Raw genomic sequence first — 17694 nt, forward strand, 5'->3', positions numbered from 1 at the left:
AGGATAACTAAAATTTTTTTGAAGGTTTGTAGTCAGCACTTCAGTGCTTAATTTCATAAGAACTGTTCGCATCTCGTTCCTAGCAAAACTTGTTTACTTAACCCTCTTTGAATCACTCTAGGCAGATAAAAATCTCAAACACTTATTTTTCTATGACTCTAGGGATAGAAAACGGATAAATCTATTGTCGAAAAAATATTTTGCAGATTTTGCCGAAATTATTAGGTTTTTTAGCGTTATAAGATCGCAGGTAATGATGATTTTGCTGGTTTTTGCCGTAACTTTGCCAAACTATACAAAAACCTGCGCCGATTTTTGCCAATATAATATATTATTTCCCAAAAAATTCGCTTGGCAAAAATCGGCATGAGTGAAAAAACAATAGAAGGTAGCGGGAAAGGCTTTCTCGTTCTCCTTTTGCCAATATCGTTTGTGATTATTTTCCTGGTTACTACCTGGAAATTTTTGCTGGCTTTTCTAGTGTTGCTGATTGGTTTAAATGTATGGCAACAATACCAATGGCAACAGTGGTGTCAGCGAGTTAACCCGATTTTCAGTCAGTTGGTTCGAGAAAATCAGGGCAAGATTACACCTGTAGATTTGGCAATTCGGGGCAACTTTCCCGGCACACAAGCAAAACGCTATCTAGATGGTAAAGCATCTGAATTTGGTGCAAGTATACTACCTGCTGGAGAAACAGGTGAAGTTTATTACTTCATCACTGGCAGTATTCTGGGTAATATTCTTGACAGTAGTGAGCCTGTCAAACAACTAGCAGCGCAACCAGTAACGAAGGAAGCGCGATCGCTCTTAGCAGCACCACCTACACCAGAACCAGTAGCAACAGAACCAGAACCGGAATTACCAGAACCGGAATTACCACCACCAGCAGTTACGGAAGAAGCTAAACAAAAACTAGCAAGACAGCTAGTTTTTGGTTCTTTGATTCAATCAGAATTAGCTAAACGGCTGAATGTTTATTCCAGCACTGTATATAAACGGCGTAATGATCCAGAATTTCCTGAATGGAGTCGCAACCGCGATCCCGATGGTATTGCTTGGAGTTTTTCAGAAACGACTAAGGAGTTCTTTCCAGTGGATGAATGAGTGCTGAGTAGTGAGTGCTGAGTGCTGAGTAGTGAGTGCTGAGTAGTGAGTGCTTTTAGCCAATGCTGAGTAGTAAGTTAGGTAAGGGTCAATAGTCAATAGTTTTTCTCCTCTGCACCCCCTTCCCTGCACTCCCTGCTTCTTAATAGTCCCCAGTCCCCAGTCACTTTATTAAAGTCTAAACCTACGGCTTCTGAAATGGAACTGAGGCCATTTTGTTCTAACTTGGCTAGCAAACCTTCAAGAATACGGCTGACCATCATTGGACCTTCGTAAATCCAGCCTGTATAAACTTGAATTAGGCTAGCACCAGCAGTAATTTTTGCCCAAGCATCATCGGGGGAGAATATGCCACCTACCCCGATAATTGGCATCTGCCCTTGGGTTTGCTGCCAGATAAACCTAATTACTTCTGTGGAGCGATCGCGTAATGGCGCACCACTAATTCCCCCGGCTTCTTGCTCAGGTGATTTGCCAGTTTTGTCTATCACCTGGGTTTTTAGTCCCTCACGGCTAATAGTCGTGTTAGTGGCAATAATCCCGGCTAGCTGGTAGGTTTTCGCCAAATTAATAATATCCGCGATCGCTTCCCATTCTAAATCAGGTGCTATCTTGACAAATAATGGTTTTTGTGTATTATTTTCGTTTTGTAGTACATCCAAGATAGAACTGAGCATAGAGGCATCTTGAAGCGATCGCAATCCTGGTGTATTGGGTGAAGAAACATTAACTACAAAGTAATCTCCCAATTCTTTAAGTAATTGAAAACTATATAAATAATCTTCTGCGGCGGCTTCTAGAGGAGTAACTTTCGATTTACCCAAATTAATGCCTATGGGTATGGATGAAGTGAACTCTTGTTTTTCTTGAGCTAACCGTGATGCCATTGCAGCTGCACCACTATTATTAAACCCCATGCGGTTCAGAACAGCTTGATCTAAGGGCAAGCGGAACAAACGAGGATGAGGATTTCCTGGCTGTGCTACAAATGTCACAGTTCCCAGTTCTGCAAAACCAAAACCCAGGCTTGACAAGATGCCAGATGTAACGCCATCTTTATCAAAACCAGCCGCCAAACCGACGGGGTTGGGAAAGTGTAAACCAAATAAATTTTGTTCTAGGCGGTGATTTTTTAGACAGAGAGACTTTTGTAACAGGCTTGGTAGCCAATTATTACCAGCATGATGTTGATGTGATAACCAGCTTAATATCCCTATTGCCTGGTGATGTGACCACTCTGGATCTGCTTTTAATAACTTGAATAAAACCGGACTTATAGCAATTCGATAAATATCCATTGTCAACCCCTTTGGGGAATTAAAAATTAAAAATTAAAAATGGTTTGCGCCAGCATCTATAGTCATTAGTCAGGTTTTATTTTCCCCTGCTTCCCTGCTCCCTTGGTTCTCTGCTTTTTATCCAGAACTTTCAATAAACAATCGAAACAATATTAGTCAGGGCTATTTTATGGGCATCTTATATATTACAAGCTATGTTGACTAATAATCAGATGGGGCTGCCACAACCACCTATAGCCGCCGAAGAACAAATTGTTGCCTTAGGACGCGTTTTGCAAAGCCTAAGGGAAGAGGATGATGTTGAAGTTCTGATGGCAATTACTACTTCTTATATTCAACAGCAGTTTAATTACAGTCTGATTTGGATTGCTGTTTACGATCGCATCAAGCATACATTGTTGGGTCAAGGTGGTGTCACCCCTGGAGGAGAAGAGAGTTTCTTACGCAAACGGTTGATTCTCTGTCCCGGTGACTTATTAGAGCAAGTAGTTATTCAACAGCGTCCTGTGGGAGTAGCGGATATTCGCACTGAAACGAGAATGGGCGAATTGCAAGACTTGGGACAAAAACACAACGTTCGGGGAACAATTATTTTTCCCATACGCTACAAAGACCGTTGTTTGGGGTTGCTGTTAATAGCTTCAGAACGCTGGGGTTATTTGATCCCAGAGGAGACTAAAACTAGTGTGATGATTGTCTTAGGCGAATTGGGGTCAATACTTCATCAAAATGAATTTCATTTGCAGCAAAAGCAAAACAAGCGTCCTGATCAGCCTTTATTAGAATTACTTGACAATTTACATAACTTCAATAATTTAGAAGAAAGACTCAAAGCAGTAGTAGAAGCAACCCATGAATTTGTTGCCCCCAGTCGTACCAATATTTACTGGTTTGATCGGGAAGGACGCTATTTTTGGTGTCGGATCACTAATCAGCTGATGAAAATGAACCGAGATGCACAGCGTGAACAGCCAGCAGCTGGAATGACTGTGCAAGAGTTGAGTGATTTTTATTATGCTTTGTCAGTTAACCAAATTGTTTGGATTGGTGACGCTCGTAGTTCCCTAAACAGTCATTTTACTGCCAAGTTATTGCAACGCTGGCGAGTGCGATCGCTCTTAGCTGCTCCAATTATCTGGCAAAAAGACCTATTGGGGTTTTTGGCTGTCGAAGGTGTTGAACCACGCATTTGGTCAGAAGCAGACAAAAACTTTGTTCAAGGTGCGGCGGGTTTAGTCTCTCTGGTAGCTCCAACTGAAAAAATGGAAACTACCGTTCAACAAATTCAAGAAGATTCTCAACTCACTAGCCAAGTTGCTCAAGCTATCTACACTCACCAAGACCTCAAAGAAACTTTACGTATTTGTGCCGCCAAGGTATTAACTCGGTTAGGTGCTACCCGCTTTTTAGTTTTACAGTACGACGCTGACCGCAATAACTATCAAGTTGTTTATCAAACCCAACCCCATAATCGCCGTCCTTTGACCTTTGCTTTTAGTTTATTGACCGAAACCGACAGGCAAATGTTAAAGTCGGCGAAAACAACCGTAGAAATTGAGAATTTAGACGAAGATTTACGGTTTTTTAACTGGCGACCACCTTTAATAGAAAATGGAGTGCGATCGCTGTTAGTTTGCAACTGCACTCAAGGTCATCGACCAGAAGCAATCCTGCTAATTACCCACACCAAGCATCACAATTGGACGACCCTCGAAAAAGAACTGTTGTGGATTGTCAGTCAACAAATAGGTGTAGTTTTACGACAATGGCGACTACTAACTAATAGTGAACAACAACAAAAAATTGTGCAGAGTATTCAACAATCTCTCTGTATTTTAGAAGAGGCCCGTAGTGAAAACACTGAGACAGATAAAAATTACTTAGAAACTACTACGCTGGCACAAATAGCATCTATTCTTGGCTGTCCTTTAGCTTTAATGTTGTCTTGGTCATCTGGCCAGTCTCAGGCGGAGATTATCCCCGGAGTAACTACTGATAGTCACTTTAATATTCGCACAGATGCACAAGTATCCGTGCAGTCTGAAGCATTGATTCAGTGGGCGTTGTCTAAAGATGGCTACTTAAATCTGAAAGTCGATGATTTACCCCCAGAAACCAAAAAATGGTTAAATTGCCCAGGTGTGGGTAAGGTTTTGGTCATAGCTTTACGGACTGCTGCTATTCATCAACCCACAGGGGTAGTTGTCATAGCAGACCACGCAGAACGCTACTGGCCACAACAAACCTTGAATGCTATAGAAACTCTGATTGAGCAATTAGCTTGGTTGCGTCGTCAACAGCTAATTAGCAAAAGTCTAGAATCTACAACCCAAGAACTACGTCAACTCAATTGGTACAAACATCGACGGTTGGAAGAAGTTCAAAGGACAACAGCACTGCTACTTGGGCAAATTCATGATTTGGGGATTCCTACTAATGAACTAACTCAGACACGCTACCAATTATTGTGGCGACAGTTAGATCACACCAGTACGGCGATGACAGGATTGTTAAAACAAGAGCAATGGCAATTGCACATGAGTGGGGAAACCATGCCCATAGCCAGCTTGTTGAAGCGATCGCTCGAACGTATAGACAATTTAGTTCAAAAACAAAAACTCTGGATTGGGGTTCATGGATTAGGGCAATCCACACAAGAACCAGAGTCAAGTGATGGTTCTAGCTTACCAAAAAGTATTAACGCGCCAAGCCATCCCTCTTCAATGGCGATCGTTGGCGACATTATTAAATTTGAATTAATCGTCCATGAATTATTATTGGCGGCCTGTCAACGTTCTCCTCATGGCAGCAGAATTGACATTTGGTGTCGTCGCTTAGATGAACAATTCTTGGAATTATCGATTACAGATAATGGCATGATTGCACCAGAGTTACTAGCAGAACTAGAACAAAAGACCCGTAAAGATTTGCTGACAGCGTGTCATCTCGATCAACTCCCAGGTTTGCATTTATTGATCTGTCAACAGCTAATGCAGCAACTCAAAGGAGAATTACATCTCTATCAGTTACCTGATAATCGAGTAGTCAGCCGCTTACTGTTGCCATTAGCGATCAATAATTCTTAGCAATTTATCTTTTAGCCTGAAGCTAGAAGTCTTAGAAAACATCACTTAACAAACGTAATAATTTCAGAATTTAATGATTTATTGCGATCGCTCCTTTTGTCTCGGTAAGTTAACGAAAGCTAATCCACCCAACGTGAAGATTTTTATTTAGTTTTGTCAGTTTGATTATCTTGATTTATCTCACGTCTACGCAGTTTTACCAAAAATCTCACCCGCCGTTTGAATTCTTCAAAGTCTACATCACTAAGTTTAGTTTTATCCCAAGCCGGGCGTTGATTAATTTGTTCACACCAGTTTTGCAGTTGGGGATAATTATTTAAACTCACACCCAAGTCGGGTAAAAACGGTAGCACTGTTCCAGCAACAATGTCTGCTAGGGTTAATTGTTCACCATTAAAAAAAGTATACCCGCCAATAATTTCTGTCAAAAATTGCAGCACTTTATTTATATGCTCTACGGCTTGTAAGAACTGCGGTGAGTCAGGACTATCACAAATTAGAGTAATTATTTTGGGAAATAATTCATTAGCTGTTACCATTTGCACCATTCTGACTTTCGCCAAGCCTTGAGCATCATTAGGTAACAATGCAGGTGTGAGATATTTCCTCTCTAAATAATCTAAAATCGCCAAAGATTCTATTACCCTAAACCCATCATCTACTACAACTGGGATATGGTGAAATGGATTAATTTCCAAAAATTCTGGCTGTAATTGATCACCATTTAATTTCATTAATATCGGTTCAAATTCAATTTCCTTTTCTAATAAAGTTATCCATACACGCCGAGCATTAGGTGAAAGAGGGGCGTAGTAAAATTTCAGCATCGAAAACTCCTATGTATAATTAAAAAGACCGAATGGTTTGTTAAACTATAAAAAATTTAGCTGGTTAAATCTGCTGAGATTGACAATATTTCTGTTTTAATCCTTCTGGTATGGGAATTGGACGACTACTTTCTAAACTCATAAAAGCACCTTTTTGTGTAGCTGATGCGGCTAATTTGTTGTTAGCTAAAATTTCGGCTTGTACAGTCCATTTTAAGCGTCCTAAATTACTTAACCATAAGCGGCCAATCACTTGATCAGTTAGCTTAATTGGGCGTTTATATTCAATTTCTGTTCCCGCCATAATTGGTGCATATCCTTGCTCAATCTGTTGCTCAAGTTGCCAGTGTTCTTCTAAAAATTTTAGGCGTAAATCTTCTAGCCACCTGATATAAACTATGTTGCTCACAATGCCGACAAAATCTATATCATAAGTTCTTACGGGTATACTTAATACTACTTCTAACGGCCTATGAATTTTGTCAGTTGTTAGCATGATTTATCCTCAACATCACATAAAGACCATTCGGTCTGTAAAGCTATAAAAAAATTAAACTTCTACTTTGTAGTTAAGTTTTAATTCGTCACCTGGTAAACCCCTAATCCCCCAGTTGGATTTAGGCGTTTCAAAAATTGTGATTTCAATATCATCTACTGAAATATTCAATTTTATATTAATCTTTTGAATCAACAACAGAATTAGCTGTTTTTTAGTTGCAACTGAACGCCCATCAAACATACTAATTTCCATAATCAGATAATTATCTGATCTATCTGATGGGTAATAAAAGTCAGATTTATCTAATGGAAAAAAGCGATGAAATCTTTTCTCTGGAGCAATCTGCAACCCTTCAATTAGAGCAGCATGAATGATATTTGATAGCTCTGCTTTAATTGGGTTGAGCTTGTCAGATAAACCATAAACTTTAATTTGTACCATTGTGTTAAAGATGAGTTTCTATGTACTGATTGAGATGGTTAACCGCTCTTTGCATATAAATATTATCTCCATATAACTTGCTCATCATAATTGAACCCTCTAAGGTTGCAGTTATAATACTGGCGATTTCATCCGCATTGATTCCTGGTTGAATTTCACCCTTTTCTATGCCAGTTTCAATAATGCGGCGAATAAAATTGAGCCAAGCTGTCATGGCCTGTTGAGTGCGTTCTCTTAAAGCCGGATGAGCGTCATCACTTTCAACAGCAGTATTTAGTAGGGGACACCCTCCTGGGATGGGTGGATTTTCTACAAAGCTGCTAAATACGTTAACGATCGCCTTTAAACGACCAATGGCATGACGCTCGTGTCGTAATGCTAACCTGTAATGTTTGCTGACACAAGCGATCGCATAATCGAAAGCCTGTAATGCTAATTCATCTTTGCTTGGGAAATGATTGTAAATTCCTCCCTTCTGTAATCCAGTCACCCGCATAATGTCAGAGATAGACGAACCCGCATACCCCTGTTGGTTAAACAGTTCGGCTGCTTGTTGGATAATCCGAGCTTTTGTTTCTTCGCCTTTAGACATTAAAAGTATTTAAGACCGATTGGTCTGATTAAGAATATCACCATATATTGAGGATAGTCAACCCAATTAAAAATGTAAAATTAAAAATTGCCATCAGTGGGGGTTTGTACCCGCCACTAATTGTAGACAACTGAATCTTCGCGGAGCGTGTCGTAGAAAGACGCTCTAAGCGTAGCTATACCGCAGGCTTTACGTAAAATCCAAAATCCCTAAGCCGAGAGAGTTAAAATCTTCTCCACAACTTGAGAATCTACATCTTGCTGTTCGCCCAAAACTGCCAAACCGTGCTTTCGTAGGCGTTCGATAATTGCAGGAATGCTTTCTAAGCCTACACCGTAGTCAGATAGATGAGTGCGGACACCAACAGATTCAAAGAAGTTGCGAGTTTGAGCGATCGCTTGTTCTACGCGTTCGGCTTCGCTACCATCAACTATGTTCCAGACGCGTTCTGCATATTGTAGAAGCTTTTGCCATTTGCGATCGCGTCTCACAGAGAGGGTACTTGGTAGCACAATCGCCAAAGTTTGAGCATGATCTAAACCGTGTTCCGCCGTCAACTCATGACCAATCATGTGAGTCGCCCAATCTTGCGGAACTCCCGCACCAATTAATCCATTGAGAGCCATTGTTGCACACCACATCACATTAGCCCGTGCATCATAATCGTGGGGATTAGCTAAGGTTTTTACCCCCTCCTCAATCAGCGTTTTCAAGATTGACTCCGCCATCCCGTCTTGTAATGGAGCATTGGCGGGATAAGTCAAATACTGTTCCATGACATGGGTATAAGCATCAACAATCCCATTACCAATTTGTCTTGGAGGTAAAGAAAAAGTCGTTTCTGGGTCAAGCACAGAGAAACGAGGAAATACCAAATCACTGGTAAAGTAGAGTTTTTCTTGTGTTTCCTCCTTAGTAATCACAGCACCTGTATTCATCTCCGAACCAGTAGCTGGAAGGGTTAATACAGTACCCAAAGTTACAGCCGCAGTCACAGGTGCTTGCTTAATGAGGATGTCCCAAGGATCGCCTTCAAAGTGAACCGCCGCCGCAATAAACTTAGTCCCATCCAGAACTGAACCGCCACCCACCGCCAGCAGGAAATCAATCCCTTCTTGACGTACCAATTCCACAGCTTTCATCAATGTTTCTAGGCGGGGATTAGGTTCAATTCCACCGAACTCAAACACATTCCGTCCAGCTAAGGTAGATTTAACTTGATCGTAGACACCATTGGTTTTGATGCTACCTCCACCGTAAGTTATAAGAATTTTGGCATCAGCCGGAATCTCAGCACCAATATTGGCAATTTGACCTTTACCAAAGAGGATTTTAACTGGGTTATAAAAAACAAAGTTTTCCATGAGTGCTTAAACTAAGGATTAAGATTGCGCCTTAAGTATTGTAATCAGTTTGACCGATGCCCAAGCACTACCAGCTTATTGCAATCAATCCCAATTATTAATTAAGTAGAACAGGGTAAATAATTAAAGGTTTGTAGTAAGAACTTTAGTTCTCTCTGCGTTCTCTCCGTTCCCTGCGGGACGCTCCGCGAACAAAAAAGGACTAAAGTCCTCTCTACGAGACGCTACGCGAATACTACGAACTCAATCCTAGTTTTTTTACATTACTTAACGTAGTTTGTTTTTTCGAGTCGTTCTACTTACTTGGCAAATTATCTTATCCAAACCGTATTGCTCTATCACCTGTCCCCTGTCACCTGTCACCTAACCAACACACCTAGTTGTTTCTAATTCCATCGCATCGGAAATAAAACACGCACCACCAAATTTATTCAAGACTAGTCGCATATTTGTCTCTACTAACTGCAACTTTTCAGGAGGAAAGAAAGCTATAACATAGACGTTATCTAATAAAGTCATAGCTAAATCATTAGTAAATTTGCCCTTAGTACCTTTACCTGCGACATCTTTAATTACACTATGACCAGGTACGCCAGATTTTTCTAAAGCCTCTAAAATCTTACTAAGTTCGACATAGTTAGCAAAGATTTCTATGCGTTTTACAGGCTGCATTATCTCAACTCCAAAATAAATTAATGCCGTATAAATACAACGGTATGCCCACAATAATATTGAAAGGAAAGGTTACAGCTAAGGCAGTGGAAACATACAAACTAGGGTTAGCCTCTGGAACTGTTAGCCGCATAGCTGCTGGTACGGCAATATAGGAAGCACTAGCACACAACACTGAAAACAACAGGCTATCGCCCTGTGGCATACCAATGACTTTAGCAATTACGAGGGAAATACTGGCATTCACAATTGGGATGAGTATGGCAAAAAAGATTAAAAATACTCCGGTTTTTTGTAAATCTTTAATTCTTTTAGCGGCTAAAAGTCCCATATCTAACAAAAAGAAGGTGAGGACTCCATAAAACAAATCTTGGGTAAAGGGTTTTAATACTTCCCCTCCATGTTCGCCAGTGAGTACACCCATGATTAGGCTACCCACAAGTAAAAATACAGAACTATTAAAGCAAGCTTCTTGTATTATTTCTGACCATACAAATTCTCTCTGATTCTGCTCTTGGGTAAATAGATTGACCAAAACTAAACCAACGATGATTGCAGGTGATTCCATCAATGCCAAGGCTGCAATCATGTAGCCATCGAACGATATACCTAATTGAGTCAAGAAAGAGCTAGCAGTAATAAATGTGACTGCACTGATTGAACCATAAGTGGCAGCGATCGCAGCTGCATTGTAAGTATCTAGTTTGATCCTCAAAATAAAAAACGTATAAATTGGCACTAAACTCGCCATTAATACCGCCGCCAATAAGGTGAGGATAACTTCCTGATTCAAACCACTTTTGACTAGTTCCACACCCCCCTTAAACCCAATAGCAAAGAGAAGATACAAAGAAAACAACTTAGGTAAAGGTGCAGGAATTTCCAAATCTGACTTGAGAAATACCGCTAACATCCCCAAAAAAAAAGCCAACACAGGTGGATTCAAGATGTTCGACACTATTAAGTTGACATCCATTTCCACCACTCCTTTAAATTTATCTTAAAAATTCTGAATCAATTAAGTTTTGCATGAACTATCCGATTTGGGAATTGGGTACGGGAAATTGCACCTCCCTAGGGGACGCTACGCCAACCTAGAAAATAGGGTAGTGATCATGAGGAGCTTGCTTTCCTGCCGAAGTTTCAGCCTACCCCTAGGGTATTTTGAATTAATTTTTCACCAGTTCAATTTGTTAAATTTATACAAATTTTATGAATATCTGTATATAATGCAAGCAATTACTTGCATTCGTAAGCAACTGCTTGCATAAATGTCGAACCTGCCATTGCTAACTCTTCCAGGGATAGCAGGAGCTTACAAGATCCTATTTGAGCAGACTAGCTGTTTCCAGGTGGATAAAAATGTTTGACAAAAATCCCTCTTCAACATCTTGTCTCTGTGTCTGTGTGGTTAAAAAATCATGTATTTAGCCACAGATGCACGGGGACGCAAAGAAGACAATACAGGGTGAATGACCCTGAAAACCAGCCCCATTAGTTTACAAGCTACTACTAGTGTGTAATATTCCCAATCTCCATCCAGACAAACATTAGTTTTTAAAGATTCAATCTATAGAAAATATCTCAGTAATTTCCCTAGTTAAAATTTAAGAACGAGTGACCAAATATGTCCCATCAAGATAGTTCTCATTCCTCATTACCTGTGGAAATAGAAGATTCTCAAGCTACCGAAACTCAAGAAAGTTCTTTAGTAGAGCCAGAGAAACAATCTACACCCAGCCATAAGCAGCGTTGGCCGATGATTGTTGGCATCATTTTATTAATTGTCAGTGGTGGTTTTGGCTGGCGGTGGTGGCAAAGTAGCCTGGCGAGTAATAGCCCTCCAGGGATGGTGGCAGGTCAGCCGAGGGGAATCCCTGTAAAATTAGCGACAGTAGAGACAGGAAATTTACAAGAAAGCTCTGTATTTGTTGGGACTTTAGATGCACCACGCTCGGTCGTACTCAAACCAGAGATTGATGGACGAGTCAGCCAAATTTTAGTGAAAGAAGGCGATCGCATCCAAGAGGGACAAGTAGTAATTCGGCTGCAAAGTGATGATGTTCAAGCCCAGTTATTGCAAGCCAAAGCCTCCCTAGAACAAGCCCGCGCCCGCCTAGCGGAACTCAAAGCAGGTACTCGCTCTGAACAAATTGCCCAAGCCAGAGCGCAGGTAGCCCAAGCTAGAGCCAGGTTAACAGATGCCCAAGGTGGAGCGCGTCCAGAAGAAATTGCTCAAGCGGAAGCGCAAATTGAATCCGCGACATCTGACTTAGAGTTAGCACAGTCACGAGCCAAGCGATACGAACAACTTCAGACAGAGGGTGCAGTTTCCCAAGATGTCTTAGAAGGATATTTGGGAGAAAAACGTAGTGCTGAAGCTAAGTTAAGAGAAGCCCAGCGACGATTAGAGCAACTTCGTAAAAGTAGAGGCTCTGATATTACCGAACTAACTGCTGCCCTAGAACAGCAAAGACAAAACCTCAGACAATTAGAAAACGGCGCACGTCCAGAAGAAATAGCCCAAGCGCGATCGCAAGTTACCCAAGCCGCCGCCCAAGTCAAATCTGCCGAAGCCCAAGTGCGTTACACAAATGTCCTAGCACCTTTTACGGGAATTGTGGGTGACATTCCCGTCCGCGTTGGTAGCTTTGTCAGCAAAGGCGATGAACTCACCACACTGACTAGAAATAGTGCTTTAGAACTGAACATATCCATTCCCCTCAACCAAGCCGCACAATTGCAGACGGGATTACCTGTGCAGATGTTAGATACCCAAGGGGAAACCACCACCACAGGTAGGATTAGTTTCATCGAACCCAACGCCAATTCCAATTCCCAAACAGTATTAGCCAAAGCCACCTTTAGCAATGGAACAGGACAACTCATCAATCGCCAGTTAGTTCAAGCCAAAGTGATTTGGGATGAACGTCCAGGAGTGTTAATTCCCGTCACAGCCGTATCTCGCTTAGGTGGAGAAACCTTTGTCTTTGTCGCTCAAGCACCAGAAAAACCCCAACCAGACGCGCCGTCTTTAGTTGCTATACAAAAATCGGTGAAATTGGGAGCGATTGAAGGCAACAATTATCAAGTTCTAGAAGGACTAAAAGCCGGCGACAAAATTGTAGTTTCCGGCATTCTCAACCTCAGCAACGGCGCACCGATTGTTCCAGAGTCTTAGGCGCAGTAGTTCGACAGGTTTACCGACTGAGCAGAGAAATTTTGGATTGAGATCCAAAATCCACTCATTGAATTGCCCAGTCCCCAATCCCTAATCCCCAATCCCCAGTCTCCACCCCTATGTTTGTTGACTTCTTCATTAAGCGGCCAGTCTTTTCTACAGTCTGCGCGTTAATTATTCTGTTGGTGGGAGCAATTAGTATTCCCACACTACCTATTGCGCGTTTCCCAGATATTAGTCCTACTCAAATCAACGTTGCTGCTAACTATACTGGCGCAAGTGCAGAAGTAGTTGAAAGCGGTGTGACGAACATCTTAGAACGGCAAATTAACGGTGTTGAGGGAGTTAAATATATTACTTCCAGCAGTAGTAACGATGGTTCTAGTAGTATCACCGTGACTTTCGATGCCTCACGGGATAAAGATATTGCTGCCGTCGATGTCCAAAATCGTGTTTCTGCTGCCGAAGCCCAACTACCAGATGTTGTGCAACGTACAGGAGTGCGGGTAACTAAGCAATCTAATAACATTTTGTTAGCGATCGGCTTATACACCGATAATCAGGAATATGACAATATATTTCTCAGCAACTACGCCGACCTTTACTTAACAGATGCCTTAAAAAGAGTTAAGGGTGTAGGTGATGTGCGGATTTTTGGGGAACGCCGCTATGCTATGCGTTTATGGTTAGATCCCAATCGCCTAGCTAGTCGGGGTTTAACCACTGAAGATGTCACCAATGCGCTGGCGGAACAAAACTTGCAAGTTGGTGCGGGGAGAATTGGTCAAGAACCTGCACCTAAAGGACAACAATATCAACTGGATGTGCGCGCTGCTAGCCGACTGACGGATACAAAAGAGTTTGAAGAACTTGTCATCAAAACTGAAAATGATGGCACTTTAGTTAAGCTTCAAGATGTTGGTAGAGCCGAACTAGGGGCAGAAAACTACAATACATTTTTACGATTTCGTGCTAAAGATGCCGTCGGTTTAGGGATTTACCAAGTTCCTGGGAGTAACGCCTTGGATGTCGCCAAGGGAGTGAAAGAGGAAATGGCTCGATTAGCACCGAGTTTACCACCAGGCATGAAATATCAGGTAGCTTTTGATACGACAATGTTTGTCGAGGAATCATTGTCAGAAGTGATCAAGACGCTATTAATGGCAGTGGCGTTAGTGGTGCTGGTGATTTTTGTATTTTTACAAGACTGGCGCACTACCTTAATTCCGGCATTGACTATTCCTTTGGCATTAGTAGGGACATTCGCTTTTGTTAGAGTCTTTAACTTTTCGATTAATAGCTTGACCTTGTTTGGTTTGACTCTAGCATCAGGGATGGTTGTAGACGATGCGATTGTCGTCGTTGAGCAGATTAGCCGTTTTATTCAAGACAAAGGGATGAGTCCCCGCCGCGCTGCTAGTGAATCGATGGCGGAACTGTTTGGCGCAGTCATTGCCACTTCCTTAGTATTAATGGCGGTGTTTGTGCCGGTGGCATTCTTTCCCGGAACTACTGGCGCACTATATAGACAATTTGCCTTAACCATTGCCTTCTCAATTGTCGTTTCTACGTTTTTGGCTTTGACCTTGACACCATCTTTGTGTGCTTTACTGCTGCGTCCAGGACAAAAAGCATCAGGTTGGCTGGGTCGGATTTTTGATCAGATTAATCGGGTTTTGGATTGGTTAGAGCATAGCTATAGGCGATCGCTCTCCTTACTCATCCGCTTTAAAAGCATTATCATTGGTTTATTCATCGTTTCCTTGGGCTTAACAGCTTGGCTGTACACCTCAGTTCCCACAGCCTTTTTACCTGATGAAGACCAAGGTTATTTCATCACCATTATTCAAGGGCCACAAGGGGTTTCTCTGCAATACACAAGTGATGTGATGGCACAAGTAGAAAAAGAAATTCTGCCACTATCTGAAGTTGTGGGAACTTTTGCAGTCGGAGGTTTTGGTTTTAGTGGTAGTACAGCTAACACTGGTATTATCTTCACCACCTTGAAACCTTGGGCTGAACGTACCAGACCTGACCAATCAGTACAAGCAATTATTGGTAAACTGCAAGGGAAATTATTATCCATCCCAGAAGCTAGAGTCTTTCCTGTAAATCCCCCAGGAATTCAGGGTTTAGGCAACTTTGGTGGCTTTACCTTTCAACTCCAAGACCGCCGAGGGAATAGCGGCTTAGAAAATCTAGTGCAGACAATGGGGCAATTGCTAGGACGCGCTAACCAAACACCAGGATTACAAGCGGTGTTTAGTACCTTTGCTGCCAACACACCACAGCTACTAGTAGAAGTAGACCGCAACAAAGCCAAAGCACTGCAAGTTTCCATCGATGATATTTTCAGCACCTTACAAACTGCTTTGGGTTCTCGATATGTGAACGATTTCAATCTGCAACAGCGCAATTATCGAGTGTATGTGCAAGCAGACCAACAGTTTCGCGCTAACCCCAAAGATATCGGACAATTGTATGTGCGATCGCAAACCAATCAAATGATTCCCCTCAGTAATTTAGTTAAAATTACCTCTATAGTGGGAGCGCAAACAATTAACCACTACAATCTATTCCGTTCTATAGAAATTAATGGTGCAGCCGCACCTGGCTTTAGTTCCGGGAATGCAATTACGAAAATGCAACAAGTAGCCCAAGCCGTTTTACCTGCTGGCTACGGTTATGAATGGTCTGGTACTTCCTTAGAAGAACAAGAATCTGGTGGTTTAGCACCATTAATATTTGGTTTAGGACTAGTATTTGTGTTTTTGGTACTAGCAGCCCAATACGAGAATTACATAGATCCAATCATCATTCTTTTATCTGTACCTCTAGCAATTTTTGGCGCACTGATAGCTCAATCAATGCGAGGTTTTGCTAACGATGTTTACTGTCAAATTGGTTTGGTGATGTTGATTGGTTTGGCTAGTAAGAATGCAATTTTAATTGTGGAGTTTGCTAACCAACTACGAGAACAAGGACTTCCCATCACCAAGGCAGTAATCGAAGCATCCCAAGAACGTTTACGCCCAATTCTCATGACTGCCTTTTCGACACTCATCGGTATTTTTCCCTTAACTATTGCCACAGGTGCAGGTGCGGGAAGTCGTCAATCTTTGGGAACAGCAGTGTTTGGCGGAATGCTAATCGCTACTTTTTTAAGCTTGTTTGTTGTGCCAATCTTGTATATTGTAATTAAGACAATGACTGAAAGCTTCTTGAAAGTAAATCAGAAGCCAGCATTAGAAACAGGTGCAACTTCGTTGGATAGAAAAACTGCGGCTTCAGCGACAAAAACCAATGATTAAGGGAAAGGCCATAGGGAGTAAGAAGTAAAAAATAGGGAATGGGTAGGGGGAAAGTTTTAAAATCTGACTTTTCCACATGACGAGAAAAGTCAGCTAATTACACAGATTTTTGCGCTATTTTCTGTCCCCTGTCACCTGTCCCCTATTTAACTATTTATCAGGTGTTGCTTATGACTTTTTCTTTGCCAAGACAATATTTTTACCAAGAAATTCAGCATTCGGATGAGCATATTGACTTAGCGAAGGCTGCTTTGTACATTGCCAAAGAAGAATATCCTTATATTGATATAGAAGAATACTTAAACGTCTTGGATACGATGGCAGAAGAAGTTCAAGAACGCTTACCATCTTCACGTTATCCATTGCGAATCATTCAAACTATTAATGAATATCTTTACGATGACTTAGGATTTGATGGGAATCAGAGCAACTATTATGACCCATGCAATAGCTTTTTAAATGATGTGATTGATCAACGCACAGGTATTCCTATTACAATGGCGTTGGTTTATTTGGAGATTGCCCGCCGTATAGACTTTCCGATGGCAGGTATAGGAATGCCAGGACATTTTCTCATTCGTCCAGCGATTCCAGACATGGAGATTTTCGTGGATGCTTTCAATCGTGGCGAGGTAATGTTTGCCCAAGATTGTCAAGAGAGGCTGAATCAAATGTTTCAGCAGAACGTGACTTTACGCCCAGAATTTCTAGCAACAGTGAGTAAACGGCAGTTTTTGGGGCGGATTTTAGCTAATTTGAAATATATATATCTCAGACAGCAACAGCTAGAAAAAAGCTTGGCTGTAGTAGAACGGATTTTGCTGCTATTTCCTCATGCTACTTCAGAAGTGCGCGATCGCGGTTTATTAAACTATCAACTAGGTAATTATTCTGAAGCTAAAGCAGACTTACAACAGTATCTTACTATAACTTCTGATACTGAAGACGCGGCCTTGATTCGGCGGTTACTCAGCGATTTGGATAGTTGAGGGTACATTTAAATCAGTTTTTAGAAAATTATCCCAACCTTGTATCTTAGAAGAAGTGGCTGCTACACCTTAAGTCGAGACGTTTGAGTCAATTGCTATTAGCTGGAATTGACTGGGATTGATTTGATTTCCGAAACATTTTTATTGGATGCAGCTATGCCGTAGAACGCAGATTTAGTCCGGGTAAATAATTATCAGTAGCATCGCGCAAAAGTTGGAATTTAATGCTACACCTGAAGCAGCCCAGGTAGAACCCAAAAACTCAAATAGCCATTAAAATATGGCAATCCATGAGGCAGTCCCGATGAACTTAGTATACCGCCATGC

13 protein-coding genes are annotated in these 17694 nt (G+C 41.5%); 5 read left to right on the plus strand and 8 right to left on the minus strand.

The window, feature by feature from the left end; genetic code table 11:
• Nucleotides 1-366 precede the first annotated feature (366 nt).
• The gene (locus VB693_RS14145; RefSeq protein WP_190707381.1) at nt 367-1107 is read left to right on the plus strand and encodes a hypothetical protein; all 741 of its coding nucleotides are present in this window, start codon (nt 367-369) and stop codon (nt 1105-1107) included.
• A 95-nt stretch (nt 1108-1202) separates the two neighbouring features.
• On the opposite strand, the gene VB693_RS14150 is transcribed toward VB693_RS14145, so the two are convergent.
• Nucleotides 1203-2405, minus strand: coding sequence for a quinone-dependent dihydroorotate dehydrogenase (locus tag VB693_RS14150; protein WP_323266826.1), 1203 nt, complete (start codon nt 2403-2405; stop codon nt 1203-1205).
• A gap of 194 nt (nt 2406-2599) precedes the next feature.
• Between VB693_RS14150 and VB693_RS14155 the strand changes: the two genes are divergently transcribed.
• The gene (locus VB693_RS14155) at nt 2600-5491 is read left to right on the plus strand and encodes a GAF domain-containing protein (protein ID WP_323266827.1); all 2892 of its coding nucleotides are present in this window, start codon (nt 2600-2602) and stop codon (nt 5489-5491) included.
• Nucleotides 5492-5634: 143 nt separating this feature from the next.
• Here VB693_RS14155 and VB693_RS14160 read toward each other — a convergent pair whose 3' ends face one another.
• From VB693_RS14160 to VB693_RS14190, 7 genes are all read right to left on the minus strand, one after another.
• Entirely contained in the window at nt 5635-6318 is a 684-nt protein-coding gene (locus tag VB693_RS14160) for a glutathione S-transferase family protein (RefSeq protein ID WP_323266828.1), read from the minus strand.
• A 64-nt stretch (nt 6319-6382) separates the two neighbouring features.
• Nucleotides 6383-6814: a thioesterase family protein gene (locus VB693_RS14165; RefSeq protein WP_323266829.1), complete on the minus strand. Its 432-nt coding sequence runs from the start codon at nt 6812-6814 to the stop codon at nt 6383-6385.
• A 54-nt stretch (nt 6815-6868) separates the two neighbouring features.
• Nucleotides 6869-7258: a tautomerase family protein gene (locus VB693_RS14170; protein WP_323266830.1), complete on the minus strand. Its 390-nt coding sequence runs from the start codon at nt 7256-7258 to the stop codon at nt 6869-6871.
• A 4-nt stretch (nt 7259-7262) separates the two neighbouring features.
• Nucleotides 7263-7850 (minus strand): TetR/AcrR family transcriptional regulator, encoded by a 588-nt coding sequence (locus tag VB693_RS14175; RefSeq protein ID WP_323266831.1) that lies wholly within the window; start codon nt 7848-7850, stop codon nt 7263-7265.
• Nucleotides 7851-8059: 209 nt separating this feature from the next.
• Nucleotides 8060-9214, minus strand: a complete 1155-nt coding sequence (locus VB693_RS14180) for an iron-containing alcohol dehydrogenase (protein WP_323266832.1) — start codon at nt 9212-9214, stop codon at nt 8060-8062.
• A 363-nt stretch (nt 9215-9577) separates the two neighbouring features.
• Complete coding sequence (locus VB693_RS14185; RefSeq protein WP_190707411.1) at nt 9578-9886, minus strand: P-II family nitrogen regulator; 309 nt, start codon at nt 9884-9886, stop codon at nt 9578-9580.
• Nucleotides 9887-9890: 4 nt separating this feature from the next.
• Nucleotides 9891-10862, minus strand: a complete 972-nt coding sequence (locus tag VB693_RS14190; protein ID WP_323266833.1) for a sodium-dependent bicarbonate transport family permease — start codon at nt 10860-10862, stop codon at nt 9891-9893.
• A 651-nt stretch (nt 10863-11513) separates the two neighbouring features.
• Between VB693_RS14190 and VB693_RS14195 the strand changes: the two genes are divergently transcribed.
• The 3 genes from VB693_RS14195 (at nt 11514) to VB693_RS14205 (ending at nt 17367) form a co-directional block, all read left to right on the plus strand.
• A complete protein-coding gene (locus tag VB693_RS14195) occupies nt 11514-13067 on the plus strand; it encodes an efflux RND transporter periplasmic adaptor subunit (RefSeq protein WP_323266834.1) in 1554 nt (517 codons plus the stop codon).
• Between the two features lie 119 nt (nt 13068-13186).
• Entirely contained in the window at nt 13187-16378 is a 3192-nt protein-coding gene (locus VB693_RS14200) for an efflux RND transporter permease subunit (protein ID WP_323266835.1), read from the plus strand.
• Between the two features lie 170 nt (nt 16379-16548).
• Complete coding sequence (locus VB693_RS14205) at nt 16549-17367, plus strand: SirB1 family protein (protein WP_323266836.1); 819 nt, start codon at nt 16549-16551, stop codon at nt 17365-17367.
• The last annotated feature ends 327 nt before the right edge of the window (nt 17368-17694 follow it).

It is taken from the genome of Anabaena sp. UHCC 0399 (assembly GCF_034931465.1).
GTDB lineage: Bacteria > Cyanobacteriota > Cyanobacteriia > Cyanobacteriales > Nostocaceae > Trichormus > Trichormus minutissimus.